The sequence below is a fragment of the Hyphococcus luteus genome (genome assembly GCF_002943565.1).
In the GTDB taxonomy this organism is placed as follows: Bacteria; Pseudomonadota; Alphaproteobacteria; order Caulobacterales; family Parvularculaceae; genus Hyphococcus; species Hyphococcus luteus.
On sequence record NZ_PJCH01000015.1, the window covers coordinates 104211 to 128894 of the forward strand.

At 56.4% G+C, this 24684-nt stretch carries 22 protein-coding genes; 9 read left to right on the forward strand and 13 right to left on the reverse strand.

Translation table 11 applies throughout. The features are described 5' to 3' along the window. Nucleotides 1-173: 173 nt before the first annotated feature. Both CW354_RS16635 and CW354_RS16640 read right to left on the reverse strand, forming a co-directional pair. A complete protein-coding gene (locus CW354_RS16635; protein WP_104831220.1) occupies nt 174-2873 on the reverse strand; it encodes a winged helix-turn-helix domain-containing protein in 2700 nt (899 codons plus the stop codon). Nucleotides 2874-3046: 173 nt separating this feature from the next. Beyond that, the gene (locus tag CW354_RS16640; protein ID WP_104831221.1) at nt 3047-4084 is read right to left on the reverse strand and encodes a formylglycine-generating enzyme family protein; all 1038 of its coding nucleotides are present in this window, start codon (nt 4082-4084) and stop codon (nt 3047-3049) included. A gap of 246 nt (nt 4085-4330) precedes the next feature. Between CW354_RS16640 and CW354_RS16645 the strand changes: the two genes are divergently transcribed. Further along, entirely contained in the window at nt 4331-5320 is a 990-nt protein-coding gene (locus tag CW354_RS16645) for a zinc-dependent alcohol dehydrogenase family protein (RefSeq protein ID WP_104831222.1), read from the forward strand. Between the two features lie 14 nt (nt 5321-5334). Here CW354_RS16645 and CW354_RS16650 read toward each other — a convergent pair whose 3' ends face one another. Continuing rightward, entirely contained in the window at nt 5335-7005 is a 1671-nt protein-coding gene (locus CW354_RS16650; RefSeq protein ID WP_104831223.1) for a ShlB/FhaC/HecB family hemolysin secretion/activation protein, read from the reverse strand. A 231-nt stretch (nt 7006-7236) separates the two neighbouring features. Here CW354_RS16650 and CW354_RS16655 point away from each other — a divergent pair, with 231 nt between their 5' ends. The 5 genes from CW354_RS16655 (at nt 7237) to CW354_RS23155 (ending at nt 14263) form a co-directional block, all read left to right on the forward strand. After that, nucleotides 7237-8661, forward strand: a complete 1425-nt coding sequence (locus CW354_RS16655) for a FecR domain-containing protein (RefSeq protein ID WP_104831224.1) — start codon at nt 7237-7239, stop codon at nt 8659-8661. Between the two features lie 53 nt (nt 8662-8714). Beyond that, nucleotides 8715-11021 (forward strand): CHASE2 domain-containing protein, encoded by a 2307-nt coding sequence (locus CW354_RS16660; protein ID WP_104831225.1) that lies wholly within the window; start codon nt 8715-8717, stop codon nt 11019-11021. A 452-nt stretch (nt 11022-11473) separates the two neighbouring features. Beyond that, nucleotides 11474-11767 (forward strand): helix-turn-helix transcriptional regulator, encoded by a 294-nt coding sequence (locus CW354_RS16665; RefSeq protein ID WP_207764870.1) that lies wholly within the window; start codon nt 11474-11476, stop codon nt 11765-11767. Continuing rightward, nucleotides 11764-13038 carry a type II toxin-antitoxin system HipA family toxin gene (locus tag CW354_RS16670; protein ID WP_104831227.1) on the forward strand — a complete coding sequence of 425 codons (1275 nt, stop codon included), beginning with the start codon at nt 11764-11766 and terminating at the stop codon, nt 13036-13038. Before CW354_RS16665 ends, CW354_RS16670 begins: the two co-directional genes overlap by 4 nt. Nucleotides 13039-13528: 490 nt before the next feature. Then, nucleotides 13529-14263 (forward strand): hypothetical protein, encoded by a 735-nt coding sequence (locus tag CW354_RS23155; RefSeq protein ID WP_133162350.1) that lies wholly within the window; start codon nt 13529-13531, stop codon nt 14261-14263. A gap of 240 nt (nt 14264-14503) precedes the next feature. Here the strand turns inward: CW354_RS23155 and CW354_RS16675 are convergent, their stop codons facing one another. Genes CW354_RS16675 through CW354_RS16690 form a run of 4 tightly spaced genes read right to left on the reverse strand, consistent with a single transcriptional unit; the run spans nt 14504 to nt 17454 of the window. Further along, nucleotides 14504-15199, reverse strand: a complete 696-nt coding sequence (locus CW354_RS16675; RefSeq protein WP_104831228.1) for a uracil-DNA glycosylase — start codon at nt 15197-15199, stop codon at nt 14504-14506. After that, complete coding sequence (locus CW354_RS16680; protein ID WP_104831229.1) at nt 15196-16347, reverse strand: nucleoside triphosphate pyrophosphohydrolase family protein; 1152 nt, start codon at nt 16345-16347, stop codon at nt 15196-15198. Before CW354_RS16680 ends, CW354_RS16675 begins: the two co-directional genes overlap by 4 nt. Next, nucleotides 16344-16967: an Nmad2 family putative nucleotide modification protein gene (locus CW354_RS16685; protein ID WP_104831230.1), complete on the reverse strand. Its 624-nt coding sequence runs from the start codon at nt 16965-16967 to the stop codon at nt 16344-16346. Before CW354_RS16685 ends, CW354_RS16680 begins: the two co-directional genes overlap by 4 nt. A gap of 10 nt (nt 16968-16977) precedes the next feature. Next, nucleotides 16978-17454, reverse strand: a complete 477-nt coding sequence (locus CW354_RS16690) for a TIR domain-containing protein (RefSeq protein WP_104831231.1) — start codon at nt 17452-17454, stop codon at nt 16978-16980. 106 nt (nt 17455-17560) lie between these two features. Here CW354_RS16690 and CW354_RS16695 point away from each other — a divergent pair, with 106 nt between their 5' ends. From CW354_RS16695 to CW354_RS16705, 3 genes are all read left to right on the forward strand, one after another. Next, on the forward strand, nt 17561-18814 hold the full coding sequence (locus tag CW354_RS16695) for a toll/interleukin-1 receptor domain-containing protein (RefSeq protein WP_104831232.1): 1254 nt from the start codon (nt 17561-17563) through the stop codon (nt 18812-18814). A gap of 2 nt (nt 18815-18816) precedes the next feature. Beyond that, a complete protein-coding gene (locus CW354_RS16700; RefSeq protein WP_104831233.1) occupies nt 18817-19677 on the forward strand; it encodes a hypothetical protein in 861 nt (286 codons plus the stop codon). 223 nt (nt 19678-19900) lie between these two features. Next, nucleotides 19901-20227: a hypothetical protein gene (locus CW354_RS16705; RefSeq protein WP_104831234.1), complete on the forward strand. Its 327-nt coding sequence runs from the start codon at nt 19901-19903 to the stop codon at nt 20225-20227. Between the two features lie 8 nt (nt 20228-20235). Here CW354_RS16705 and CW354_RS16710 read toward each other — a convergent pair whose 3' ends face one another. The 6 genes from CW354_RS16710 to CW354_RS16735 form a co-directional block, all read right to left on the reverse strand. Continuing rightward, nucleotides 20236-21648, reverse strand: a complete 1413-nt coding sequence (locus CW354_RS16710) for a relaxase/mobilization nuclease domain-containing protein (protein WP_104831235.1) — start codon at nt 21646-21648, stop codon at nt 20236-20238. Beyond that, entirely contained in the window at nt 21629-21976 is a 348-nt protein-coding gene (locus tag CW354_RS16715) for a plasmid mobilization protein (RefSeq protein ID WP_165793788.1), read from the reverse strand. The genes CW354_RS16710 and CW354_RS16715 overlap by 20 nt, the downstream gene beginning before the upstream one ends. 466 nt (nt 21977-22442) lie before the next feature. Then, the gene (locus CW354_RS16720) at nt 22443-22931 is read right to left on the reverse strand and encodes a hypothetical protein (RefSeq protein ID WP_104831237.1); all 489 of its coding nucleotides are present in this window, start codon (nt 22929-22931) and stop codon (nt 22443-22445) included. Nucleotides 22932-23078: 147 nt separating this feature from the next. Beyond that, nucleotides 23079-23774, reverse strand: coding sequence for a hypothetical protein (locus CW354_RS16725; protein WP_104831238.1), 696 nt, complete (start codon nt 23772-23774; stop codon nt 23079-23081). A gap of 102 nt (nt 23775-23876) precedes the next feature. Then, entirely contained in the window at nt 23877-24200 is a 324-nt protein-coding gene (locus CW354_RS16730) for a hypothetical protein (RefSeq protein WP_104831239.1), read from the reverse strand. Further along, nucleotides 24197-24460 carry a hypothetical protein gene (locus CW354_RS16735; protein ID WP_104831240.1) on the reverse strand — a complete coding sequence of 88 codons (264 nt, stop codon included), beginning with the start codon at nt 24458-24460 and terminating at the stop codon, nt 24197-24199. Before CW354_RS16735 ends, CW354_RS16730 begins: the two co-directional genes overlap by 4 nt. Nucleotides 24461-24684: the final 224 nt, after the last annotated feature.

Below are 24684 nucleotides of genomic sequence, written 5' to 3' on the forward strand. Positions count from 1 at the left end.
GCCAGCCATGACTCAGCATCGGGAAAGCTGCACTCGCGGTCAAAGCGTGATCCGTGTAGGTTCCGGTATTTTCCGTGTGGGCCGACGTCAGACGCATGCCGGGCGCCCTACCCAGACGGGTAGGCGCCCGGACCGAGACTTCGGTTTATGCGGCTGTCAGAGGGCTGGACGGGTCAGGCGGTCAGCGACCGCTCGCGGGCGACCGCCACCGCTTCAGCGCGGTTTTCGACGCCAAGCTTGGCGAAAATATTCTTCAGATGAAACTTCACCGTGTTTTCGGTCATATCGAGCACGCGGGCGATTTCCTTGTTCCGCGCCCCGTTGCTGAGTTCCGACATCACTTCTCGCTCCCGCGCGCTCAAAAGGTCGAGACGCTTATGGGTCTTAAGACGCATCCGGCGCAGGCGGCCGGCCTCCAGCAAATCTTCAATGAAGCTGCGCAGGAAACTGCCCGATGCGCGCAGCTTGCTCTGCTGGCGGCAGACGCGCAGCAAATCCTCGATTTCCAGCGGCATTTCGAGGAAAAGGCGGCGCGCGTTCTGGGGCGCGGCGATGGACAGCACCTTGAGCAGTTGCGCCGCGCCGTTAATTTCGTCTTTGGCGGCGTAGCTGAATAGCGCACGGAAGATTCTCGCCTGCGCCGCATCGTAAGCGCGCCCGCCTCGCTCCGCCGCCGCCTCCAGATCGTCGATAATTTCACGCGCGCCGTCCGGGCGGCGCTCGGCGAGCTGCAGGCAAAGACGCGCCATGCCGACAGCATGATGGCGCCGCCACTGAAACGGATCTTCGCGCCAGGCGCCGACCGAGAACGCAAGCCGGTCGTCGCTCAGCACGGCGCCTGCCTCAGCAAGCGCGCCAAAATACGCCAGCCACCGCCCCCGCTCGGCGAGCATAAGGGTTTGCAGGCGATCCAGATTGCGCCGTTGCGCCGTCATCTCGCCCCGCGCCAGAACAGCCAGCACCGCTTCGTGACCTTCGGCGCAATAGGCGACGCTCGCAGAGGCCTGATAGACCGGCGCAAAAATCTCAAGCCAGGAATCATGGCGTTCAATATAGCTTAAAGAGCTGGAGAGAAAATTTTCAGCCGCGCCCATATCGTCCCGTTCGGCGCGCATGACGCCGAGCAGACCGTCTGCGATGTTTTTCAGCCCGCTGTCAGACCCATAATTTTCTTCGGCCAGCGCGCGGGCTTCGCTAATCGTCGCCTCAGCTTCATTGAGATTGAGCGCATGATATTGCGCAAGACCAAGATGAAAATAACAGTAATTCAACGGAAGCACCTGACCGCTCGCCTGCAAGCGCCGGATGGCCTCGCTGCTCGCCGCTTGGGCCGGCTCGATATCGCCGAGCACAAGCGGTTGCAGACAGGCTTCGGTGAGCCGCACTGCAAGATCGCCCGGATCGTTTTCATCGGCGCTCTTGAGCTTCTCCCGCGTCCGCGCCAGTTCGGCGAAGTTCATCGGCAGATCTTCGTAACGGTGCAAGAGACCGCTGACATGCTCGTAATCGCGGAGCGTCGCCGCATCCGCCTCCCTGCCGCCATGGGCGCGAAGCGGCTCCAGCTCTTCCAGAAGCCGGTGCGCGCGCGCAATATCGCCAGTCTTCATGCAGTGATAGGCCTGACAGATTTGCAGGCGGGGAAAACGCCTGACCTCCTCGGCGGTGAATTGCTGGAGCAGACTGCTCGCAATTCCGACGCCATATTCGATGATCAGCCGCCAGCCGCCGGCCGAAAGCACGACGCCCGCTGCCCGGACGGTGTCGCCGGCCGCCTTTGCGTGTTCGACCGCTTCGACAAGAAAGCCTTCTTTTTCAAACCACTCAGACGCCGCCCCATGCAGCGTCGGAATGCTTTGCGGCCTCTCCTTCTCAAGCGTTCGCTTCAGAAAATCGCTGAACAGGTGATGACACCTGAACCAGCATTGATCGCGGTCAAGCGGAAAGATAAGCGCATGCAGCTTATGCAAACTCGAAAGTATCTGGCCGCAATCTCCGCGCCCGCAAATCGAATTCGCCAGGTCGGCGTTAAACCGTTCGAGAATCGATGTTTTCAACAGAAACTCCTGAAGCGACGGCTCCAGTTCAAAAAGAATCTGCTCGGCGAAATAGTCCGCGACATTTCCTGACCATAACAAGTCGGCCGCTTTCGGCGCCGCGGCGTCATGGCGATCTTCGCACCACAGCTTGGCGAGCTGAAGCGCGACCGCCCATCCTTCCGTTTGATGTATCAGACCGTCCAGCACCGCAGCGGAAATCGCCGGTCCTAGAAGGTCGCGCGCTTCGGTATCGGTGAATTTCAGCGCGTCAGATCCGACCTCGATCAGCTGGTCGCGCGCCCTGTATGTTGCATGGATGATTTTCGGGCGCTCTCTTCCACTGATGAAGACATGCACATGATCGGGCGCGCTTGCAATAAAAGCATCCAGCAGTTTGTCCGCTTCGGCCGACTGAACGCGGTGATAATCGTCAAGCACCACCACGACATCCTGTTTGCATTCGGCAAGCTGATTGATCAGTGAGGCGAAGGCGGCGTCCGTTAACGTATCCGCCAGGCCCTGGCGCGCAGCCATTTCAAGCCGCCCAAGCCGCACGCCCGCATTCGAAATCGCCGCGATGAGGTAAGACATGAGGCGCAAAAGCTCGCTGTCATTGTCGTCCAGCGACAGCCAGGCGACATGCGCCCCTTCCTGGCTCCACCGTTCGCACCATTCCGCCAGGAGAGACGTCTTGCCATATCCGGCCGGCGCAATAATCAAGCCAAGTTTTGACTGCCTCCACCGCAAAAATTCGCCGTCAAGGCGCCTGCGGACGATCAGATCGCGCCACAATTGCGGCGGACAAAGCTTGGTCTCAATGATCCAGTTCGTGTTCATCGTTCCAGCTTGACTGCATGCTCCTACCGGCCCGCATTCTCGCAATAAGGAGTGAAATAGCAAGACAATTCAAAACCGGATGCCGCTCGCCGCTGGGACGGGCTTGCCGCTTGGAAAAACCAAGCCTCAGGGGAAAGGCGAAGAATCGGTCTTTGTTTCAACGCCGCGCCTCTTCAGCGCTCGTCATAAACGACGCGAAACCCGATATGATTTGTCCCAAGGCCGGTTTCCTGCGCATGCCGCGCGGCCGGCCGATACCGCATGCAATAATTCTCCGCACACAAATAGCTTCCGCCCTTGATCACGCGCGCGGGGACGCCGGGATTCGCCGGATCGTAACTCTCTTGTTTTTCCGGGCCGGACGGATTTCGTTTTGCAGTCTCATGTCGGGGCGCATACCAATCGCCGGTCCACTCCCAGACATTTCCGATCATGTCGTAAAGTCCATATGCATTCGGCGGAAAACAGCCAACGGGCGCAACGCCTTCATACCCATCCTCTTTGGTGTTTTGAACCGGGAAGAGGCCTTGCCAAGTGTTGGCGCCGCCGGGAGGCGTGCTGATTTCGTTGACGGAGGCGTCGCCTCCCGCCCGCGCCGCATACTCCCATTCCGCTTCCGTCGGCAGGCGTCCTCCCGCCCATTGCGCATACGCAGCCGCGTCTTCGAAAGCGACTTGCGTCACGGGCTCTGACGCCTTGGCCGCCGGCGCGTCCGGCCCTTGGGGGCGCCGCCAGTCAGCCCCCGGCGCATATCGCCACCAGTTGAGCTCCGCCGCAACAGACTGCGGCCGGAACACAGCGCCGCCGGGCTGCAAGGCAGACGCATCCTTCACGTCAATTCCGGCATAGGCGGACGGATCGACCGGACGTTCCGCGACGGTCACATATCCGGCATCCCTCACGAATTCAGCGAACTGACCGACGGTCACTTCCGTCGGCGTTATCCAGAAGCTCGAGACGGACACTTCCCGGGCCGGTCCCTCTTCCGGATAGGTTGCGTTGCTTCCCATGATAAAGTCGCCGCCCTGAATGAAAACAGGCTCTGTCGGCGCCAGGCATTGTCGATCTGTTGCTGACGCCTCAAGCTCCGCTTCATTGCAGCCGCCGAAGAGCAGCAACAAGAAGGCTGCGAGGAAAACAGGAAGGCGTCGCCAATGCAGAAGAACAATGCCAGAGCCTGCATCGCCTTCATAATAATCCGGTTGCTTCATCCAATTCACGCCAGTTTCCTATGGGCGACTATGGATAATTACCACGCATTTCCTCCTTCGTCTCGTCCATAAAGGCCGGCCCCATTCCCCACCGCCGCAGCGTGGGGCACATGGCGGCGCGCCTTTTGAATTCCTTATTGGCGCCGCTGTCTTATGTGTGAATCATCCATTACGGCAATCCGGCCCGCTTGACGCCGAGGCATGCTCCGGCGAACCATAGCGCCAGCGACTTCACGGAGCCTTCTCATGCGCGCAATGGTGTTCGAAAAGCCCGGCGCCCCGCTCGCCTTGCGGGACATGCCTGCGCCGGATCCCGGCGAGGGCGAAATCCGCATCTGCGTGCGCGCCTGCGCCGTCTGCCGCACGGATCTGCATATTGTCGACGGCGATCTCACAAAGCCGAAACTGCCGCTCGTTCCCGGTCATGAAATTATCGGCGTCGTCGACGCGCTGGGACCCGGCGTGGAAGGCCTTGCGCAAGGAGACCGCGTCGGCGTGCCCTGGCTCGGCTATAGCTGCGGAAAATGCAGATACTGCCTGAAGGGCCAGGAAAATCTGTGCGCGGCCGCGCAGTTCACCGGCTACACCCGCGACGGCGGCTTTGCGGACTATACAGCAGCGGACGCGCGCTACTGCTTTCCCATTCCGGATGTGTATTCGGACGAGGAAGCCGCGCCGCTGATGTGCGCGGGCCTGATCGGCTATCGTTCCTATCGCATGACGGGCGAGGCCAAACGCCTCGGCCTTTACGGCTTCGGCGCGGCGGCGCACATCATTGCGCAAGTCGCGGTTCATCAAAAACGCGACGTTTACGCCTTCACCAAGCCGGGCGATGAAAAGGGACAGGCCTTCGCCCGGGCCCTCGGCGCCGTCTGGGCCGGCGGCAGCGACGAGGCGCCGCCGCAGCGTCTCGATGCGGCGATCATTTTCGCGCCGGTCGGGGCGCTGGTTCCGGCCGCGCTGAAAGCCGTCGACAAGGGCGGCGCGGTAATCTGCGCCGGCATTCACATGAGCGATATCCCGTCTTTTCCTTATGCGGATTTATGGGAGGAACGTCAGATCCGCTCGGTTGCGAACCTCACCCGCCAAGACGGCGTAGAATTTTTGAAAGTCGCGCCCGATGCGAAGGTGAAAACCGCGACGCATCCCTACCCGCTCGAAAAGGCGAATGAAGCGCTCGACGATTTAAGAGCCGGCCGGTTCGAGGGCGCCGCCGTCCTGATGATGGACCTTTAAGCGCTCCCACGCCGTCAAAACGATTTCGACAGGTTGAAAAATCCGCGCCAGCTCTGATCGCCTTGGGTGAAAGGCGCGCCGTCCAGCGGCTTGGCGAGCTCGGCGTTGAAATGCAGATCGTTGCTGAAATTGAGGCGCAAGCCGCCGCCTGCGGAGGACAGATCCAGCTTTTCAAACTGGGGCGGCACATTGTCGTTCCAGACCGCGCCGTAATCGTAAAAACCGTAAAACTGATAGGACTTCAAAAACTCGGCGACGGCCGGTCCGCCATAACGCAGCTCCACATTCGCAGCGACGCCGTCCTCGCCCTTGAATTCGCTGTAATCATAGGCGCGCCCGTAACGCGCGCCGCCGAGCGAGAACTCTTCGGAAGCCAAAAGCGGATCGAGAGCATATTGCCCGGCGACGCTCGCATAGACGCTGATCTTCTGACTGACAGTCTGGAGACGGCCGAACTCGGCGTTGAATTTCGTGAATTCGGCGGTTGCGTCCGGCCGCGACAGCAGGCCGGTAGTGGATGCGCCCAATATGTTAAGCCCCCGCGTCGCTTCCGCCGAAACGGACGTCACGCCGTCGAGATGCGCCTTGCGCAAGGTCATGGAAGCGTAGACAGAGCGAATCCTGTCCTCGAAGCGCACGGCGTCCATGCGTTCTTCCTCGAAATTGCGTCCTTGCAGGCCGGCCGACGCCAGAAGGGCAAGCTTGCGGCGGCGGATCAGCGGATAGCTCAATCCAACCCGCAAGCGCGTTGTGCGGCTTTCCACCTCTTCCGCGGCGCGCGGCCCCCCGGCCTTGAAAGAAGAGGTCATGGCCTCTGTATTCAAGGCGAGGCCGCCGCCGCCAATCGGCGTTGCGTAAGCAATCCGGACGAGCGCGAGCTCGTCCGGAGAGGCGGGAATGAAAAAAAGACCGGCCGTAAGCTGGTCGCCGGTCGTAAGCGCGGAATTCGCCGAGAGGCTGACATAGGCCTGATGGGGTCCTGCGTCTTTCGTGCCGCGATTGTCGGCGTAGATGCTGCCCTCAATACGATCCTGTTTGATTTTGACGATCAGCCGGTGGCGCGCGAAGTCGTCAAGCTGCGGTTCGATTTTAGATGACGCAACAGTCATGCCCGGAAGGTCGCCGATGAGCGCAAGCTTGCGCTCCAACGTCGACAAACGAAGCGGACGCTCCTTCATGACGTCAATGAGACGTTTCCTGACAGCCGCCGGGGCGCCGTCTTCGAACTCGACATCGGCGATATAGCCTTCGGCGATCTCAATCTTCAAAACACCGCTCGCTGGGTTTTGCGCCGGAACGATCGCGCGGGAGAGGAAATACCCCTTTTCGCGGTACAGGCCCGTGATGGCGTCGGCGAGCGCCGCCACATCGTCGATTGTCACATATTGCGCGAGAAGATCGTCATAAAGCGGCGCGAATCTTTCAGGCGGAATGGCGTTTGCGCCGGTGATGGCGACGGCCGTGAGCACAAACCGGTCGAGCTGCTCGTCGTCTTCCACCGCCGGCACAGGCGGGCCCGGACGCAGCCTGTCGAGATAGGCCGGCTCTTTGTCGCGCGCCGCCGGTTCGGGCGCCGGCAAACGCTCTTCGACATTTTCAGGCGCCTGCGCCGTTGCAGCGCCTGCGCCTAAGGCGAGGAACGCGCAAAAAACAACGACCACGGGCCAGAGAGACGAATAACGCATTCTTCGACCATTCCAGGAACACGCTTGCAGACCGGATCATCAGTCCGCTTGGCAACGTCGCTCCGGTTATAGTCATTTTATAGCGTAATAAAGATAATGTTTTATTTATGGTGAATGCACCGTTAACCGAGGCTCAATCAATTTTAATAAGTTTTAAATTACCCGCTTTCTATAAAACGCTTGAGTTTAATCCCGGCGGCGTCTCTGTAAGCCCCCGTTTGGAGGTAGGTCATGAAACTGACCAAATATATTGCAAGCCTTGTCGGCAGCCTCTTCATGCTCATTGCGGCGGCTTACGCCGACAATGGCGGCTGGCGCGTCGTGGAAACCTCCGGCGCTGTTCGCATTTCCCAAACCATGGCTGGCGTTCAGCTCGTCTCCACAGGCGAAACCCTTCGCGGCGGCTCTATCCTTTCGACCGGACTTGACGGACGCGCCGTGCTCGCCCGCGGCGAACAAACGATTGTCGTCGGCCCCAACAGCCGCATGTCCCTGCCCGCCATAGAGGAAAAAGGCATGACCCGGATCTTTCAGGATCTCGGCACGCTGATGTTCAAGGTCGATAAAAGAGAAAAACAGCACTTCCGGGTGGAAACGCCGGTCATCGCGGCCGTCGTGAAGGGAACGACATTCACCGTCACCGCCGGCACGAACAGCCATGCGGTTCATGTCGCCGAAGGCCTCGTTGAAGTGACGCCGATTGACAGCAATAACAGCGTTCTGGTGCCGGCCGGCGAAACCGTGCGTGTCTCGACGGCGGATCACGCCTTCATGCAGCCGGCGCGCGGCGGCGGCGACAACGCCAAACCTGAGCCGACCGAAATTGAGCCGGCCGAAGGCGGCAAGCGCGCCGGTCTGATGATCCCGACCAATATTGGCGTCGATCCGATCGACTTCGCCGGCGTTACCGACGGTCTTGTCAAAGCGGAAAATCCCGGCGCGATGGCCCGCGAAAGCAATTCGCCGGTGTTTGACGCAGGCAATTTCCGCCAGGCCAGCAACGCCAATCCGAGAGCGCTTGCCGCGATTACGGGCGACCGGCCCCGCGGCCCCGGCGCCAATACCGGCGTCAACGCAAATGCGGGCGCCGGCAATGGCCTCGCCATCGGTCTTGGAAACAGCAACGGCAATGCCGGCGGCAATGGCAATGGCATCGCCCTCGGCGTCGGCAACGGCAACGGCAATGCCGGCGGCAACGGCAATGGCATCGCCCTCGGCGTCGGCAACGGCAACGGCAACGGCAATGGCAATGGCCTCGCTCTCGGCGTCGGCAATGGCAACGGCAATACCGGCGGCAATAGCAACACAGGCGGTGGCGCGAATGTGAACGTCAATGCTGGCGGCGGCGCCAATGTCGGCGTCAACGCCGGCGGCGGCAATGGCGGGGCCGATGTCGACGTCAACGCTGGCGCGGGCGGTGTTGATGTGGGGGTCAATGCCGGCGGCGGCAATGGCGGCGTCGATGTCAACGTCACCGCAGGCGCAGGCGGCGCAGCAGATGTGAACGTCACAGCCGGCGCCGGCGCGGGCGGCGTCAATGTAGGGGCGAATGTCGGCGGCTTGGGCGTCGGCCTTGGCGGCGACGGACTAGATCTCGACGCCAATCCCGGCCAGGGACAAGACCCGGGTAACGATCGCGGCCTTCTGCCCTTCTAAATCTTAACGCTTCCTGCGGTACGGTCCGCTGACCGCAAACCAGCAAGACCGGAATGCCGAAAACAGGCGGAAAAACCGATAAATCGATCTGGCGGCGCCCGCGGCGCGCCGCCGGATCTTTTGTTGCGCCCGTCGGGCTTTTCCTGGTTTTGCTGGCGCTCGCCGGGTTCGGCCTGATCGAACCTATGAACAACGCGCTCATGGACGCGCGCTTTCAGTTGATCAAACGCGAGCCGACCGGGACGCTCGTCCTTGTGGAAATCGATCCGGAAAGCATTCGCGAAGAAGGCCGCTGGCCATGGCCGCGCGAACGTTACGCCAGGGCTGTCCGCAATCTTGAAGACGCCGGCGCGTCTCTGATCGCTTTCGATATCGATTTTTCTTCTCTTTCGGATCTGGAAAACGACGCCGCTTTCGCCGCCGCGCTGGAGCGCCGTCCCGGCCAGGTCATTCTGCCTGTGTTCTGGCAGTGGTCGTCGCGCCGCGGCGAAAGCGCAGAACTCTTGAAAACCCCGCCCAACGAAAAATTCCTGAAACACAGCATCGTCGCGAGCGTCACCCTGACCGCGGAGAAGAACGGGGTCCTGCGCCGCGGCTGGCGCGCCATTGAAGACGACGGTGTTTATCGGGCAACGCTCGCCGGCGTGCTCGCGGGCATTCCGGCCGATCAGCACGATACGTTCTACATCGATTTCGGAATCGACGCCGACAAGATAGAGCGCCTGTCCTTTCACGATGTTCTCACCGGAAATTTTTCATCGGAAACGGTCCGGGGAAAGAATATCATGATCGGCGCCACGGCGCTGGAGCTCGGCGATGAATTCGCGGCGCCGGTCCTGGGCGTGACGTCCGGCGTGATACTGCACGCCTTAAGCTATGAAAGCCTGGTCCAGAACCGCGCGCTCGAACGCACGCATCCGGCGATTTCCCTTGCGCTCGCTGCGCTGATCCTGATCTGGCTGAGCCGGAACGCGGCGGAAAGGCGCGTGTCCAAACTCGTTGTGCAACACGCTTTCCTGCTCGCCGCCCTGATCGGCGTTCCTCTCGGCGTCCAGGCGATCGCGCCTGTCAGTTTCGACGTCGGTTTTGCGCTCGCCGCGCAAATCCTCGCCATCCTCTATGTCGCCGGCGCCCTCCTCAATCACCGCGCCCGGCAGATTATCAGCCAGCGGGCGAGAACCATGCGGCTTCAGGAGCTCGCCGGCATTGTCATTCGCGACAATGCGGACGGCGTCATCGTGACGGATGGAAGCGGCGCCGTCGAACTGTGCAACAAGCGGGCGAAAGAGCTTTTGCATATCGACCGGAAAACCGGCCATAAAATCAAGATCACCGATCTCGTTCCTTATTTTCCCAGTCTCGCTTCCCAGGGAACCGGCCGGCAAAAAATCGTTCAGTTTGAATTCAAGGCGCCGACAAACGGCGCCATTCTCGAAGTGACCGCCAACCGCCGCATCATATCTGCGGAAAAAATGCAAACCAGCGCCAGTCTGTCCGCGAGCGAACTGGTGGTTTATACGATACGCGACGTCTCCGCACGCAAACGCATCGAGGAAGCCGAGCGCGAAGCCAAGGAGGCGGCCATCGCCGCCGACAAGATGAAGACGCAGCTCATCTCCAATATGAGCCATGAGCTGCGCACCCCCCTTAACGGCGTCCTTGGTTTCGCCGAAATTCTAAAGACGGAAGCCTTCGGCCCCCACGCAGCGCCGGAATACAAGGAGTTTTCGCAAAATATCCATGAAAGCGGCGAAAGGCTGCTCCGGATTGTCAACAACATGCTGAATGTCGCCAAACTGGACGCCGGCGATTACGAATTGTCGAAGGATTACGCGTCAATAGCGGAATTGTTCGAACACATGATTTCAGGTTTCCAGCGCCACATTAAAAAACAGAACACGAATGTCGTCATGGAAGTTCAGGACGGCATGCCCGACGTGCTTGTCGATCTCAACGTCATGAAACACATCACCGCTTATCTCCTGGGCAATGCGCTGAAATTCGCCGGCGACGGCGCGCAAATCAGCCTGCGGGCGATGATGGCCGGTCCGGACTTGCTGCTGGAAGTCGAGGACAATGGTCCGGGAGTCGAGCCTGCGCTGTTGCCAAGGCTGACGGAAGTTTTCTTTCAGGGCGACAGCTCCCTCAATCGCGCCCATGAAGGCGCCGGGCTCGGCCTTTATCTGGCGTCGCAATTCGCCGCGCTCCATGACGCCGTGCTGGATTTTGAAAGCGCGCCGGGAAAAGGCTTTATCGCACGAGTGCGCTTTGCGGGGCTCTTCGCCGATCAGTCGGCGCCGCGCCCGGGCTCTGCCGGCGGCGGTAGCGACGCGCAAGACAAGACTGCGGCCACAGGCTGATATTTCACGGTAAGATGGTGCGGACGGGGGGACTCGAACCCCCACGGGATTGCTCCCGACAGATTTTAAGTCTTCTTTGTATACTGTAAGTATTTGATTTTAAACGGTTTTTCAGGACTCTTTTTAAACCGTGTAACTCAGCGTGTAAGATTCACCCTGCCCTCGCCGGGATTCGGCGGGACCAAGCCCAGTATAACGATTCGACAAAGAATCTACAGTTTAAACTTATAACCCTCTGAATTTCCTGGAAAATAGGCCATAACACCCAGCCCTGTGCAGCGAATGTGTAACTCCGGCTTTTCCTCCAAGAGTGGCCAAAATTCAGCATTTCCGCTCTTTGTCAGGTTGGATTTACACGCTTATTATGTAATCGAACGGCGACATTTTTCCTTGTCGCCGAACGCTGACTTTGTTACAATGTCATCGAACGGTGACAAATGGATAAACGAACAATGCAGATCAGAACCGTCAAAGACTTAGGCGCAATCATCCGAGACCGGCGCAAGAAAGCCGATCTTGATCAGGCCGATCTCGCTCAAAAGGTGGGCGTAAGCCGTCAATGGATCAATGAGGTCGAAAAGGGCAAGCCGCGTGCGGAAATTTCCCTCATCCTCAAAACCCTCGATGCGCTCGGGGTCGTCATCAATATCGATGGCGAGCGCCCTGATAAAACCGGCAAGGCCGCGCAACCGAAAACGGTTGATATCGATTCCATCATTGAAAACGCCCGGAGGCCGAAACAATGACGGGCGAGCTGATCGTACTGCTTGGCGGAAATGAAATTGGCCGCGTCACCCAGGACAAGCGCGCCCGAATGAAATTCATCTATGATGATAAGTGGCAAAACACGCGCGGCGCATATCCGTTATCATTATCCATGCCGCTCGCAGCTTCCGAGCACGATCATGCGGTCATTGACGCCTTTATATGGGGTCTCCTGCCCGATAATGAATTCGTGCTCAGCAAATGGGCGCAAAAGTTTCAGGTATCGGCGCGCAATTCTTTTGCGCTGATTTCTCAGGTCGGCGAAGACTGCGCTGGCGCAGTGCAGTTTGTACAACCCGAACGACTGGAAGCCATTCAAAACGCCGGTCCCGGCAGCATAGAATGGATCGATGAAACGGAAATCGCTGAACGGTTAAAGGCGCTGCGCGCGGATCATTCCGCATGGAGACGGCCACGCGATACGGGACAATTCAGCCTCGCAGGCGCGCAACCGAAAACCGCCCTTCTCTATCAGAACAAGCGATGGGGCATTCCTTCGGGCCGCATGCCAACCACGCATATTCTAAAGCCTCCGACTGGAGAGTTTGACGGTCACGCCGAGAATGAACATTTCTGCTTAATGCTGGCCCGCGCGCTCGGTCTGCCGACGGTGTCAAGCTCCGTGATGCATTTTGACGGTGAACCGGCGATAGTCGTGGAACGCTATGACCGGCAGTTCACCGATGACGGGCTGGTCCGCATTCACCAGGAAGATATGTGTCAGGCGCTCGGCATTCCGCCCACGCAAAAATATGAAAATGAAGACGGCCCCGGCGTCGCCCGAATTGTCGATCTCCTGCGCGAGGTCTCCGGCGAAGCAAAAGAGGATGTTGCAACCTTTATTGACGCCATTGCTTTCAACTGGCTGATTGCCGGTACGGACGCCCATGCAAAGAACTATTCGCTTCTGATCGGCGCTGCGGGCCGCGCGCGCCTGGCGCCGCTTTACGACCTTGCCAGCGCCCTGCCCTATGATGAATTCGATCCGATGAAGCTGAAACTCGCCATGAAACTTGGCGGCAAGTACCGCCTGCGGGACATTTATGCGCGTCAATGGACGAAGTTGGCTGACGAAATCAGGCTCAAAAGCGATGATATTCTTAATCGCATAAAAACAATCACTGAAAGCCTGCCGGATGTCGCCGCATCTACACAACAAGACATGAAAGATGCAGGACTAAAACACCCCGTCATAGACCGGCTCGCTGAACGCTTAACCGCTCGCGCCGAAGAATGTTTGCGCAAGCTCTAAACCGGACCAGCATTTCCGTGGAACCGGGTTGCTCATGCAACCCTTGCCCTTTGGCGAAAACGGGGTGTGCAAGCGGATAAGAAAAATCGGCGGCGGGCGCAGAGAGCAAAGCGAGCGAGCCTCGGGAGACCGGCTGTTTTTCTTGCAAGCGCGCTGAGGGGCTGGCCCCTAAGTCCATAAAAAGATAAGTCCGCCCCTGCGGACACGCAGTGGCAAGGACCGCTTAGGCGCGGCCCCCGGCCGAAGGCCGGTGGTAACGCGCCCCGCGCGAGGGATCGAAGCCGGATGGCCGAGACCCGCCGCTGCCAAAGGCTATGGCGCGGGCTCGGTTCACGAGAGCCCGGTTCGGCTACGCCCGGACGCGCCTGAATATAAGGCATCAACACAAACCCGCCCGTAATTTCTGTAACAACCTAGCTTTTATTACAGGCTTTACTAGGAAACTTCAGTCGAATATGGTTTCTGCAAGTGGGGCGTGGGGCAATCAACAATGACTGGAAATATCGTTTCGGTATTGTCGCGCACGTATTCGAGAGTTTCCGAGAAATCATCAGCATTCAGAAAATTTTTAGCCACAGGCCAAGGTACTTTTCGATTCCTAATACTATTAATCTTTGTTGGATTGGTCGGCGCTGGCTTTGCCGGACTCTTTTTTATTCACCCTTCCGATAATTTGACAGAAACCGTTTATGATGAATGGCCTCGGGGGCAATGGTTCTTATTTTTTCTTCTTATTTCAGTAGCCTCTATCTATGGATTCACCGAAATAATTAGAGTGCGTGAATACGGTAGTTCTAGATTCAAATTCGCTAGAGACTTTTTTGTCTATTCGCTCTTGCGGTTGTTGATAATGTTGATGGTAATTACGTGTTTTTATCTCCTATTTATGCGGGATGCGTTTGCAGATGAGAAAATATTACGAACGGACTTATTCGCACATTACGTAGTGATTGTGTGGGATGCTCTTACGGTTGATCTTACTCATCAATTACAGGGATTCGTTGCCGACAAATTTGGTTTTACCGTATTAAGTTATGATCATGATGGAATTTATGGCGGATGGATACGTATATTCAAAGTTTCTGTTATCGCCATGACGGTATGGACCGTGCATAAATACATAATTTTTAAAACTCCTGAAGAGCGAAGCGCAGAAGCAGAAGCGTATTGGAGAGAAAAAATCAAAGAATCAGATGGAGCTGATTCTACGAGCAATAATTCTTAATAGCCTTGAGCAATGATTCCAAAATTAGCCTCTGGACATGGGCTAGTTTTTCCAAACGCGCTGAGAGCGGAGCCTTAAGTCATGTGTGAGAGATTGAAGCCGTATGGCTAAGATCATAAGAAGCGCGCTTGATTTACGAAAGCCAGTCCGGAGCCGCCAAGCGCGCCATGAAAACCAGCGGAATACTGCAATGGGCGAACTATGAAAACCGGCAAGTAAACACCTCGAAGTTAAAGTTCCTTACCAGACTGTCTGTTCCTCACACCGCCTCACCGAAAACAGATCTGGTTCGGGCTCCGACAGGCTGCCATCATAAAGCAACTTCATCGTAGCCAAAAACTCGCTTTGCCCGCCATAACTTGGGTGACGGACCTTGCATACATGATCGCTATTGAATGCAGCAGTCAGGACATTGAAAGCGTCATTGCCGATCGCAATTATCCTGCGAGGCTTGATATATTCGACGATCTTCACAAGGATATCTGCGCCCGCTTTGCGTTCCCGCGCATTGTGTGCACGGTTTGAGAACGGATCGCCCTTGTCGAAAGGATGGAGCGGAAAAACGTTCCAGAGGAAGATTGGTGAATTCACGCGTAAGAGAATATCCCAAATGGCAGCCGCCGTTCTTTCCGCCACCGGCTCACCGCATGTTGGACGTGTCGGTTCAAGGCCCCAGCGAAGAAGGTGGTGGGAAAAATGGACATCATCGGTTAGTGCCAGTCCTGTCCGGCGACCGCCACGATAGCCAAGATCGCGACCGACCCATACGGCATCAAGCTCTGCTGCTGCCGCACGTTCCAACATCTCCTCAAGATAGTAGCGCCGCAATTCCGGGGCTTCGTCAGTATCATAGATCGGGCAACGGTCGAAATACGGATTAAACGTGTTTTCGAATTCCATCAGCTTGATGGCGTTCAAAATATCCTTAGAACTCATACGGCTTTTCCTTCCGGTGGCTTATAACGCAGCGTCCGTTCTTTTCTATTCCCAACAACGACGCCGCCCTCGTTTTCGCGCATTTGACGGAACACATCATAACCTTGGAGAATCGCATTCTCCCAAAGGTGAAGTGGGCACTGTTCAACTTCGTAGCCCCGCACAAAATTCTGAACAGCCTTGAGCAGGTCGAAAGAAACGCCTTTCTGCCCCTCAAAGAAATCCAAGGATTTGGCATGCGAAAAAATATAAGCAGATAGACCTTCATCGATGACAATCGCACGACCGCTGTCCTGCGCTTCATCAACGTCTTTCTTGCTCTTTCGCTTGTGTTTGATCAAAGCACGGAATGTTGGCGACCAATGAAGAACGGCGGCATTGGCGAAATGGAAAACATCATGAAAACGGTAGCCGTCCGGATCACCGATATTGTCGGATAAGGGATCGCCTATGAACACGCCGCGCCACCGCAGATAGCTTCGACCGTCTGCACGTTGAGTGATCTCGATCTCAAACTCGCGAGGAAGCTGTTCTTCCTCGGGAAAGTCAGCATCGAAGTCAGGCAGATCGTCAGGAGATGGCGTGATAAACCGACCGCATGCTTTCGCGATATTCCCTTTCAGCACTGCAGCGAAGGACACCCCTGAGGCTTGTACGGCCTCGATGTATACACGGATGAACTCCAGCAATAACGGCTTGGCAGTTGCAGGGTCCATATCCATGTTAAGGAGACGCGCTGACTGCTCGCCAAGGCGCAGCAGTATGGAATCGAGCGGTGCGAGATCGGTTGTGCTCATGACCTTGGCAACTGGATTATTCGGGTCGCCATTGGCAGCCACATTGATCGTGTAACCGTTACCTTCAAGAACTTCCGCGAAAATATCCGAAAGGTTGACCTTCAACCGCCTACACAGGGCAGCGACATACCATAGAGTGTCGCCAAGCTCTTCTTCAACATCGCGTCTGTAGCCCGCAAATGCGCTCTTTTCCCGGTGCAGTTTCTTAGACGTGCTCATCACGCTTCCCACTTCACCAAACAGACCAAGTAAGATTGGGATTACCTCAGTATCCGAGAAGCGGTCAGTCGGAGCAACAGCGCATTCATACTCTGACAGCAGAACATGTGTGGTTGGCGGTGTTCCGTTCATTTGCGCTTCCTCATTGCCTCGACCATATCGAACGGACGGCCTTGGTATCCTCTTACACCTAGCTCGTCCAGCCAGCCTTCAAACTCTGCGAGAGCTGCCTCGTCTTCGATCCTTTTTCTTCCCCTGCCGGAAAGTACAAGATCAGCGTCTTTAAGATGTACAGGTATATTCGGCCCTTCGGCACCGAAATAGACGAAGTCATCACTAACCAATACGCGATCAACGGAGGTATCCCGGTTAATATGCTTTTGAAACGGCGATCCGTCTTCCTTGCTATGGTATGAATTAAGCTGTCCCCATCCACCACCCTCAAGCGGATAGTAAATGTTGTCGCCGCAAGCCATACGGTAGCTGCCATGTAGGTTCGGCTTCTTTTTTTCAAAGCGTGGATCGTTCCAGTATTCAGCGATGGTCAGAGCCTCACGGACCCTCATTGCATAAACCAAAAATCCGCCGCGCCTCACGCCTTTCCGATTACTCCCTGTACCGATGATCCAGTCCCCTAGCACGGCACGCTGCCGAATATCTGGCTTGCATGTTGCAAGCGTACAAAACCCATTGAACGGGTTAGGCGCAAACCCGCTGTCATAGGCCACAATATAGCTGTGAAGAATCGGCACGTCCGCTCCATTAACCGCAAGGGTGTCGACGAATGGGCCTAGGGGCGCAAGGGGTGCCGTCCGGGTTTTCGAACTGCTCATAGTCTCCATTTATTGCGTCAATTATCTTTTCAGCGTTCCATCCAACAAGGGCGTGGCCATATTCATCCAGCGCTTCTGGCACCTCGCAGCCATGCGCACCACGCTCCCATACGCCTACGATCGTCTTATCCTGCTTGTGCGCTCGTTCGATCTCCCAGTTGACCCATTCACTGTTCTTGGTCTCCGGCGAGATATAGACAATCATTGTGCTAGCCCAATCGATTCTGGGCCCAAGGATTTCCGACTTAATGTAATCGGGTGACGTGGCATTGTTCGGCCTGTCCGAGTTGATGGAGCTGTCACGAACTTCCATGCCTTTGCTTTTAAGCAAGTCCTTAAGGTCACTGAGCCCGCTATCATCTTTGTGAACATGGCTGACGAATACGTTTTTTGTCTTGTCGCTCATTGGTGTAATCCTTTCGCTAAGACAATATTTAGTGTATTGATTATTATAGTACACTATATATGCAAGCATGGCGAGATTATATCGCTCAGGGCGCGAAAGGAGATAGATGCTACCCCCAATCCTTGAAATCTTCGTCGTTTGGCATCCTCAGGATACCCCTGGGGCAGATCTGGCGAAGACCATTTTCAATCACTTCATGCATGGACCGACCTTCTCGGGCGTGATCGGCGGCGGCATCCAGGTTTCATTGCGCAGTACGGGCTGGGAGAGCGATGGAAGTGCTCCAAGGCCGGTCTATGTGGATGGGAACCCGGCCCCGAACGGGATTCGCCCCGCAAGCTTCGTGGCGGTTGTCCCCCTACTTGGAATCGAACTGAGTGCGAGCGTACAGGATCAGGAATCGCACTGGCATCACTTTATTGCTGCCATTCGGGATGCGCAGGCAAGCATGCCAGATAGATTCGGAGTCTTTCCTTACTTAATCTCTAAGGGAGCAACTGACGGGACCGAGCTAAGCCAACTTCTGGGGCACTACCAATTTATCGCCGCAGGACAACCGGATGCAGAGGGTGAAAATGTGACCAGCATGCTCTGCCGTGATCTAACGCAAGGAATCGCTCAACTTATTTCGCCCGATGAGATGGACAGACTGACGGCCTTTATCAGCCATACAAAGCGGCACAGCTACGATGAAGGCGAGGATGTCGATGAATTGGTTAGTCTGGTACGCGAAGTGATCGGCAGTACACGACTCAATGACTTTTTCGACGCCAACGATCTCCAACCGGGTTCGAATTGGGACGCGGAACTGAAGGAAAAGTCTAGCACCAGCGCCATGCTCGCAGTTCGCACCGACCTATATTCAAGCCGCGAGTGGTGTCAGCGGGAAGTGGTGATAGCCAAAACCCACGGTATGCCGGTGATCATGATGGATGCCATCGGCTACGGTGAAGAGCGCGGATCATTCCTTATGGATCACGTACCACGGGTTGCCGTGCGTAAGTCGGAGGGCCATTGGCAGAAAAGAGACGTGTACCGCGCCCTGAATCTGCTCGTCGATGAATGCTTGAAGCGGGCACTTTGGATGCGTCAAAAGGAGTTTGCAGAAGACCGACCTGAACTTGACGTTGCCTGGTGGGCACCGCATGCACCGGAACCACTTACACTCTCCCACTGGATCAATGACCATTTGAAGGAAGAAAATGGGGGCACAGACGAAAGAGACCTCCGAATCCTTCATCCCGACCCGCCGCTCGGCCCAGAAGAACGGGAGGTTCTCATCAACTATGCGCGCAGCACACGACTGGGGCGAGGAATTGATATCATGACCCCACGACAGCTTGCGACGAGAGGCGGATAGTTATGAGTAACAATGAAGCTCGCACCGAACTCCTTCCACCGGACGCCCTAAAGGGAAAGCGCCTTGGGATTTCCGTTTCGGACAGCCCAGACCTGGATCGGTTGGGCCTGCTCGATACCCATTTTCGGATGACGCTCGGGGAACTAGCGCGCACGGTGGTTATCGCTGGCGGTTCGCTCTACTATGGCGGACACCTTCAACCTGATGGGATCACAAACTTTCTCATTGAGGAACTACATCGTTACGGGAGGCGCGACCGTCCTCTCAAAGTCTGTCTTGCGTGGACCGTCCATCGCTCCATGACTACCGAGCAGATCGCCGAACAAAAGGATTTCCTTGGCCTCTTCGGGGAAATCTATTTCGTATCTCCTGATGGACAGCGCCTTGAAGGCCCTGCCAATGAACCGCCACAGCAAACGTTCACGCCTGAAGAACACGCTGCCGCACTTTCGGTCTTAAGAACGTTCATGACGGACAACACCGATGCGCGGATTGTCATTGGGGGCAAGCGGGCAGGTTTTGAAGGCGCTATGCCGGGAATTGTTGAAGAGGTCCTATTTTCCCTCGAACGCCGTCAGCCGCTCTACCTTGCGGGGGGATTTGGTGGCGCGACGCTTGATGTTATTCGAACGCTCTGTACGGCTGATGCTGAATGGCTTCCTCCGCTTCCTGGTGCCGCTGAGCCTGATCAACGCCTGACGGACAGCCTCGCGCAATTAAGCAAAGTTGTGGCGACGCAGAAATGGACCGGGTACGAGAACGGGTTAAGCGCAGAAGAAAACCGACTACTTGCAGCTTCTTATCGCCCAAGCGAAATAGCAGCACTGGTTGGCAAAGGATTGGGAAGACTAAATGGGGCGTAGGAACGTCTATAGTCGGATTGTATAATCTGTCGCTTCCCTCAATACGCGATTAACCACCAGGCGTTATCCTGTCTTCGGCATTCGCCCCCTCCCCCGTTATATATGCAGCCCTAATTCGGGCGCGACCGGCTGCAAGACGTGGGAGCCTTCTCCACTTTCGTTACGATCCTAGCGGATGCAGCCGCTCCCTGCCCTTCATCTTTTGAGGGTGCATACGGCGTCGATGGTCGATGCCGACAAACATCAAACTCAGGAGGAAATCATGAGTGTCAATGTCAATACTGAAAACGTAACCGATGCCACCGTGCAGGTGCATATCGCCTTCGAAAACGCTTCGCGCAAACAGCGCTACCCTTCAAAGGGTCGGCGGTCGGCATATCACCGCAACCGGACAGGCCTTCGGGGCGCCAAACCGCGACGCCTGACAACAGGCCGCAACCGCGCTGCGCATCGCTCATCGACCAGGAACGGTCGACATCGCGTGCGCCAGGCAAATAACCAGCAAAAACCGCTGGCCCTGCCCGCGCCCAAACCGAAAAGCCCCGCTTAACGCGGGGCCTATCGGCCATCGCGGCCCTTGTCTTTGTCACGGGCCTCGCGCAAACGCCGCTTGATTCGCGCCTTCGCCTCTTCGGTGGAAGGGGCGAATCCCTCTGCCGCCCGTGTATAATCGGATTTCAGCTTTTCTTTCGGCACGCTCTTGCGGGATAAATCATGCCAGTCGCGGCGGCGCTCAGCGTGCCGCTGCCGCCATTCAAGCCGTAACGCTATTCGTTCTTTTTCCTGTGCTTTGATCAGGCGATCACGCCTTGCCAGATAATCCAGGCTCGCGCGCGCCTTTGAGAGCGAATGCACTTCCTTCATATTCCTGACAATCCCACGTTCTTTGGTCCGCTGTTCCCGCCTGAGCGCGTGTGATTCCGCCTTATGCCTGCGCAGCAGCGTTTGATAGCGGGCGCCTTTGAAGGCGATGGCTTTGAATGCCTCGCCGAGTTTGGCGCGCGTCTCCTGATTTGGGTGCTTGAAGGATTGCCGCGCCGCCTCAATCGCATTTTGAAACCGGCCGGTGAGTTTTGTTTCTCTGAGTTTGAAAGTCTTGCGCTCACGCACTTGCCTTTTGTGCAAATCTTCCCATTGCGGCTGATAGGCTTCATGCAGCGTATTCAGCATCCGGGCGCGGGACTTTTCAACGTGCTCTCGGGCGGCCTGTCGTTCGGATACAAATTTTTGATCAAACCCCCGCCACTCGCTTGCATGTTTGCGGGTGAGGTCGCGGCCTTTTTGCGAAAGCAGCGCATCGGCTGCCCTTTGCCGGTTGCGCAGCTCTTCTATTGCAGTCCGGTTGTCATTGGCGATCTTGCGCCCTTTTTCGATCTCATCGAACAAACGCCGGTGCTGGTCTTTGGTCCCGCGCGTATATTCGCCGCGATCTCGCTTTTCATTATTGTGAACGCGCTCCTCGCAATAGATTTTGCCGCGCTCTTTTTCGTAAGCTTCCGCCCATCGGGACAAGTTCAGCTTTTCCTTGCTCGATGAGAGCATGCGCCCGTCTTCGGGATTGACGCGGTTAAGCAGGATATGGACATGAGGGTGATCGTCATCATTATGGGCGATGACAAGCGCCTGATGATCCTGCGCCCCTAACGCCTTGATGGCCCCGCTGGCGGCGCGTTTCATCTGCTCCTGGGTGAGCCTGTCTTTTTCTTCCGGGTGCCATGACAGCGTAAAATGCAGGACCGGCTTGTCGGATTTACGCCCTGTCGCTTTTATTCCGGCCTGTGCCTTTAACCGTGACTGGTCCATGGCCGTCGCCGCCATGATCCGCCACGCCATCTGCGGATCATGAACGGCGAGATTGCGCGCCTGGGTCCAGACGACGCGGTCTGAACTGCTCGCCCGGCCTTTGTCGTGAAGAAGGTAGCGGGCGGCCCCTTTGAAGCTCGATCCTTTTTTATGAAGTTTCGGGACCATCGCTCGCCATCACCAATGCAAGGGTTCTTTTCAGCTCAAGCGCCAGCTCGCCCCAATCCGCACTCTCGTCTCTGCCCCGGTTCACGGCGCGGGCGAGCTGGTTGAGGTTAACGCCGATGCGGTTCAGCTCATTGATCAGCGCCGGATCGGCGCACTGTGTGCGTGACGCCCTCACCGGCGCTCCAAGCGTCCGCCGGCGTGCAAATTCATGGGGGTCGAGACCGGCCTTGTGGGCTTCTATGCGGATATGTTCGATCTCGGCTGCCGTGTAGCGCAGATTGAAACGCCGGTCGCGTTTCTCATGGGGCTGCTTTTTCGGGCGCGCCATGGCCGTCGTCCTTCCTACTCTACTAATGCGCTGACAGGGTCGGCCCTGATCCACCGGGGGAACGGTGGCGCGCATCCAACCCGCGAAGGGTTGGCCTGGGATTTCACAAGGGCCGAAAGCCCTTTGATTTGGGTCCGGGGCAAACGCCCCGGTCGCGGTCAAACGACGATCCGTTTGTCCATGGTCCGGTTTTGAGGTGGAGAGGGAAGTCTCCAGGGCCTCAAGCCGGGGTTCGAAGGGGCGTGGCAAACACCCCTCGCCAGATGCGCGTCAGCGCCGTTTTTGGGCACCAAAAACACATCTGGCTACCCGGGAACGGATGTTATGATGGGGAGTCTTTCTCAGGTGTGAATCCCTGAGCACAACCGTATGCCTACTGATCTTTTTAGCGGCGATTGATTGCGGTTAATCGTGATTTACCACGGGAAGTTTAGCAACCCTATGCGCCGCGCTATCAACATGATTTTCAAGCAGGCGTGAAGCCGGGCTGGTTCACTTCGGCACCCTGCCCGCCCAAGAGGCGCGCAACGCGTTCTCTAGTGACGGAAGTGACAATGACCGGCTGCCAGCGGTTGAGCTTAACAATAGGAACTCTGCCCTTCCTCGCCTCGGCTTCACACTTAGCGAGAATGAGGTCGGCCTCATGCACTCCGCGGATTTTGAGAGGATGCACTTTCCACCAGGGCGCGGTCTGGCGCATGAATTTGCGCCCCGCTTCCGTGCCGATATTTTCGACCGGCACGCCCTGATTTCTGAGATGGTCGCTAAAGGATGTGGCCAGAACCTTTCGCCGCGCAAATGGCCTGCGAAGACCGTCGAGCAAGTAATAAAAGCCAGCGTTAACTCTGTCCCTGATTGCCAGCCTTGCAACCGGCGGTTCAACAGAGAACACTATATTGTTGGCAACAATGAATATTTTGAATGTTTCGCGGCCTCTATCTTTGGATTTCGTCATTTGCAGGCAACTCCTTACTAAGTGGCGCCCCTAGCACCGGCAAGGATATTCCCGCGAAACCGTTAACAATGTATTATTCACCTACATTCGTGGTTTTTATAAAATAATCCATGACTTAGCTGGCACGATTTTTCGGTAAAATTTTAGCTATTTACGACGGTAGCTCTTAGCACGCTGCAAATTAGCCATTTCCCTGGCAATGCGCTCGGCAGAAATCACGCAGCCGCTCTCATCATGAATCTGTATGTTGCTCAACGCTGCTAATCGACGATCTGTGATCTCCGATTTCATGGGCAATGGTAAATCCACCGGCAGCTCATTGTCTTTCAACCAGTTGTACAATGCCTGATAGAGACCACGATCAAGTTGGCGAATATGGGCTTTCGAGAGTCCCTTGCCAATAAAATCACTATACACTCGCTTTATAAAATCAGGCGCCTTCTCGCTACGGTCTTTCCTATCCCTATATAGCTCTGGCGCTCTTTTTGGCAGCGGGTTTTGATTCATCATCAAGGAAACGGCATAAATCTTTAATGCATCTTCCACCGAAATGCTTTCAAATATCTCTGACAGGCCGTCTAGAATCTCTTTCTTGGTCTTATCGTCTTTTTTCTTATTTTTTGTATTCAATATTTCTTTTTCTAATTGTTCAATTCTTTTAAGTTGTTCATCAATATACTGATTATTTTCCGAAATATCAAATTCTGAACACTTTTTCTGTGTGCCCTCATTCTCCAACGAGGCCTCAAGCCTTTCGACAGACCCATATGGTCCAAGCCGCCTTGCCTTACGACCTTTTTGAGGCTTTCCCTGTTCAGCTTTTTTTCGCGGCTTTGCAGACATTGTGCTTCTCAGAATCTATTATTCGCCCGGTTACTACTGTTCGGCACAGCTTGACCAGCCCTTAACCTGAGGGATATTCGAAGGTTGCAGTGCTGTCGGCGGTCATGATGAACCGCCAATCTCGCGCAGATATTCGATGCAGCAATCATTGGATTCAGTCAGTTCCTCGGCGAAGCCTTCGGCGCCGCATTCGGGGCAGGAATGGAACTGCTCCAGCGTGTCGCCGTTCATCATGGCTACATTGAAGTCTTCGTCGGTGAGGAAGACATAGCCGCTGTGCATGTTCATCATGACGGTTACGCCATCGCCCAGGAAGTCCGGCGGGCTTTCGCAATAGGCCGCCAGCAATCTGGCGGCCATTTTGAGTTCACGAAAGCCGAACCGTGACAGGTCGGTCGTGACGATATCGGGAACGCGGCGGCTCATGATGCGGCCCGCTGTTCGCGAAGGGCGTGCGCTTCGGTGTAGGCGCGGTCCGCCAGTTTCGAGAGGCGCAACAGCTCGGCCCCGGAAAAGCTTGCGGCGTCGGCGTAATTGCCGTCCTTGTCTTTGTAGGTGCGGGAAAACGTCACCGAGTAGAAAGCGCCGTCTTCTTTTTCATTCCGCCAGATCGCAGCTTTTAACGCGCCATCGGTCAGGGTCATTGCCGGTTTTTGGGCCGGTTTATTGTTAATATTTGTCGTCATTTGTCGTTCCTTTCGTTAATTCGCGCTGAACCATTTCAGCCCGATGAGGAACGAAACGCCGGGCGCGCATTCTCAGACCTGTCAAAGACGCAGCCGAAGGACCGTATTGATCAGGGATGAGCGCGTCTGGCGCCCTCATCGATACGGCCTGAAAAAGGCTTCAGCGCATAACCGGATTCAGGAACGAAGGGCGGCAAACGCTAACCATATCTGTTGACCCTGTC

Bases quoted from the DNA above. Each gene is read 5' to 3' on its own strand.
- CW354_RS16660 (WP_104831225.1), top strand. From the start codon at position 8,715: ATGCCGAAAACAGGCGGAAAAACCGATAAATCGATCTGGCGGCGCCCG.
- CW354_RS16655 (WP_104831224.1), top strand. From the start codon at position 7,237: ATGAAACTGACCAAATATATTGCAAGCCTTGTCGGCAGCCTCTTCATG.
- CW354_RS16670 (WP_104831227.1), top strand. From the start codon at position 11,764: ATGACGGGCGAGCTGATCGTACTGCTTGGCGGAAATGAAATTGGCCGC.
- CW354_RS16665 (WP_207764870.1), top strand. From the start codon at position 11,474: ATGCAGATCAGAACCGTCAAAGACTTAGGCGCAATCATCCGAGACCGG.
- CW354_RS16645 (WP_104831222.1), top strand. From the start codon at position 4,331: ATGCGCGCAATGGTGTTCGAAAAGCCCGGCGCCCCGCTCGCCTTGCGG.
- CW354_RS16650 (WP_104831223.1), bottom strand. From the start codon at position 7,005: ATGCGTTATTCGTCTCTCTGGCCCGTGGTCGTTGTTTTTTGCGCGTTC.
- CW354_RS16695 (WP_104831232.1), top strand. From the start codon at position 17,561: ATGCTACCCCCAATCCTTGAAATCTTCGTCGTTTGGCATCCTCAGGAT.
- CW354_RS16705 (WP_104831234.1), top strand. From the start codon at position 19,901: ATGGTCGATGCCGACAAACATCAAACTCAGGAGGAAATCATGAGTGTC.
- CW354_RS16715 (WP_165793788.1), bottom strand. From the start codon at position 21,976: ATGGCGCGCCCGAAAAAGCAGCCCCATGAGAAACGCGACCGGCGTTTC.
- CW354_RS16720 (WP_104831237.1), bottom strand. From the start codon at position 22,931: ATGACGAAATCCAAAGATAGAGGCCGCGAAACATTCAAAATATTCATT.
- CW354_RS16635 (WP_104831220.1), bottom strand. From the start codon at position 2,873: ATGAACACGAACTGGATCATTGAGACCAAGCTTTGTCCGCCGCAATTG.
- CW354_RS16680 (WP_104831229.1), bottom strand. From the start codon at position 16,347: ATGAACGGAACACCGCCAACCACACATGTTCTGCTGTCAGAGTATGAA.
- CW354_RS16675 (WP_104831228.1), bottom strand. From the start codon at position 15,199: ATGAGTTCTAAGGATATTTTGAACGCCATCAAGCTGATGGAATTCGAA.
- CW354_RS16710 (WP_104831235.1), bottom strand. From the start codon at position 21,648: ATGGTCCCGAAACTTCATAAAAAAGGATCGAGCTTCAAAGGGGCCGCC.
- CW354_RS16730 (WP_104831239.1), bottom strand. From the start codon at position 24,200: ATGAGCCGCCGCGTTCCCGATATCGTCACGACCGACCTGTCACGGTTC.
- CW354_RS23155 (WP_133162350.1), top strand. From the start codon at position 13,529: ATGACTGGAAATATCGTTTCGGTATTGTCGCGCACGTATTCGAGAGTT.
- CW354_RS16735 (WP_104831240.1), bottom strand. From the start codon at position 24,460: ATGACGACAAATATTAACAATAAACCGGCCCAAAAACCGGCAATGACC.
- CW354_RS16640 (WP_104831221.1), bottom strand. From the start codon at position 4,084: ATGAAGCAACCGGATTATTATGAAGGCGATGCAGGCTCTGGCATTGTT.
- CW354_RS16725 (WP_104831238.1), bottom strand. From the start codon at position 23,774: ATGTCTGCAAAGCCGCGAAAAAAAGCTGAACAGGGAAAGCCTCAAAAA.
- CW354_RS16700 (WP_104831233.1), top strand. From the start codon at position 18,817: ATGAGTAACAATGAAGCTCGCACCGAACTCCTTCCACCGGACGCCCTA.
- CW354_RS16690 (WP_104831231.1), bottom strand. From the start codon at position 17,454: ATGAGCGACAAGACAAAAAACGTATTCGTCAGCCATGTTCACAAAGAT.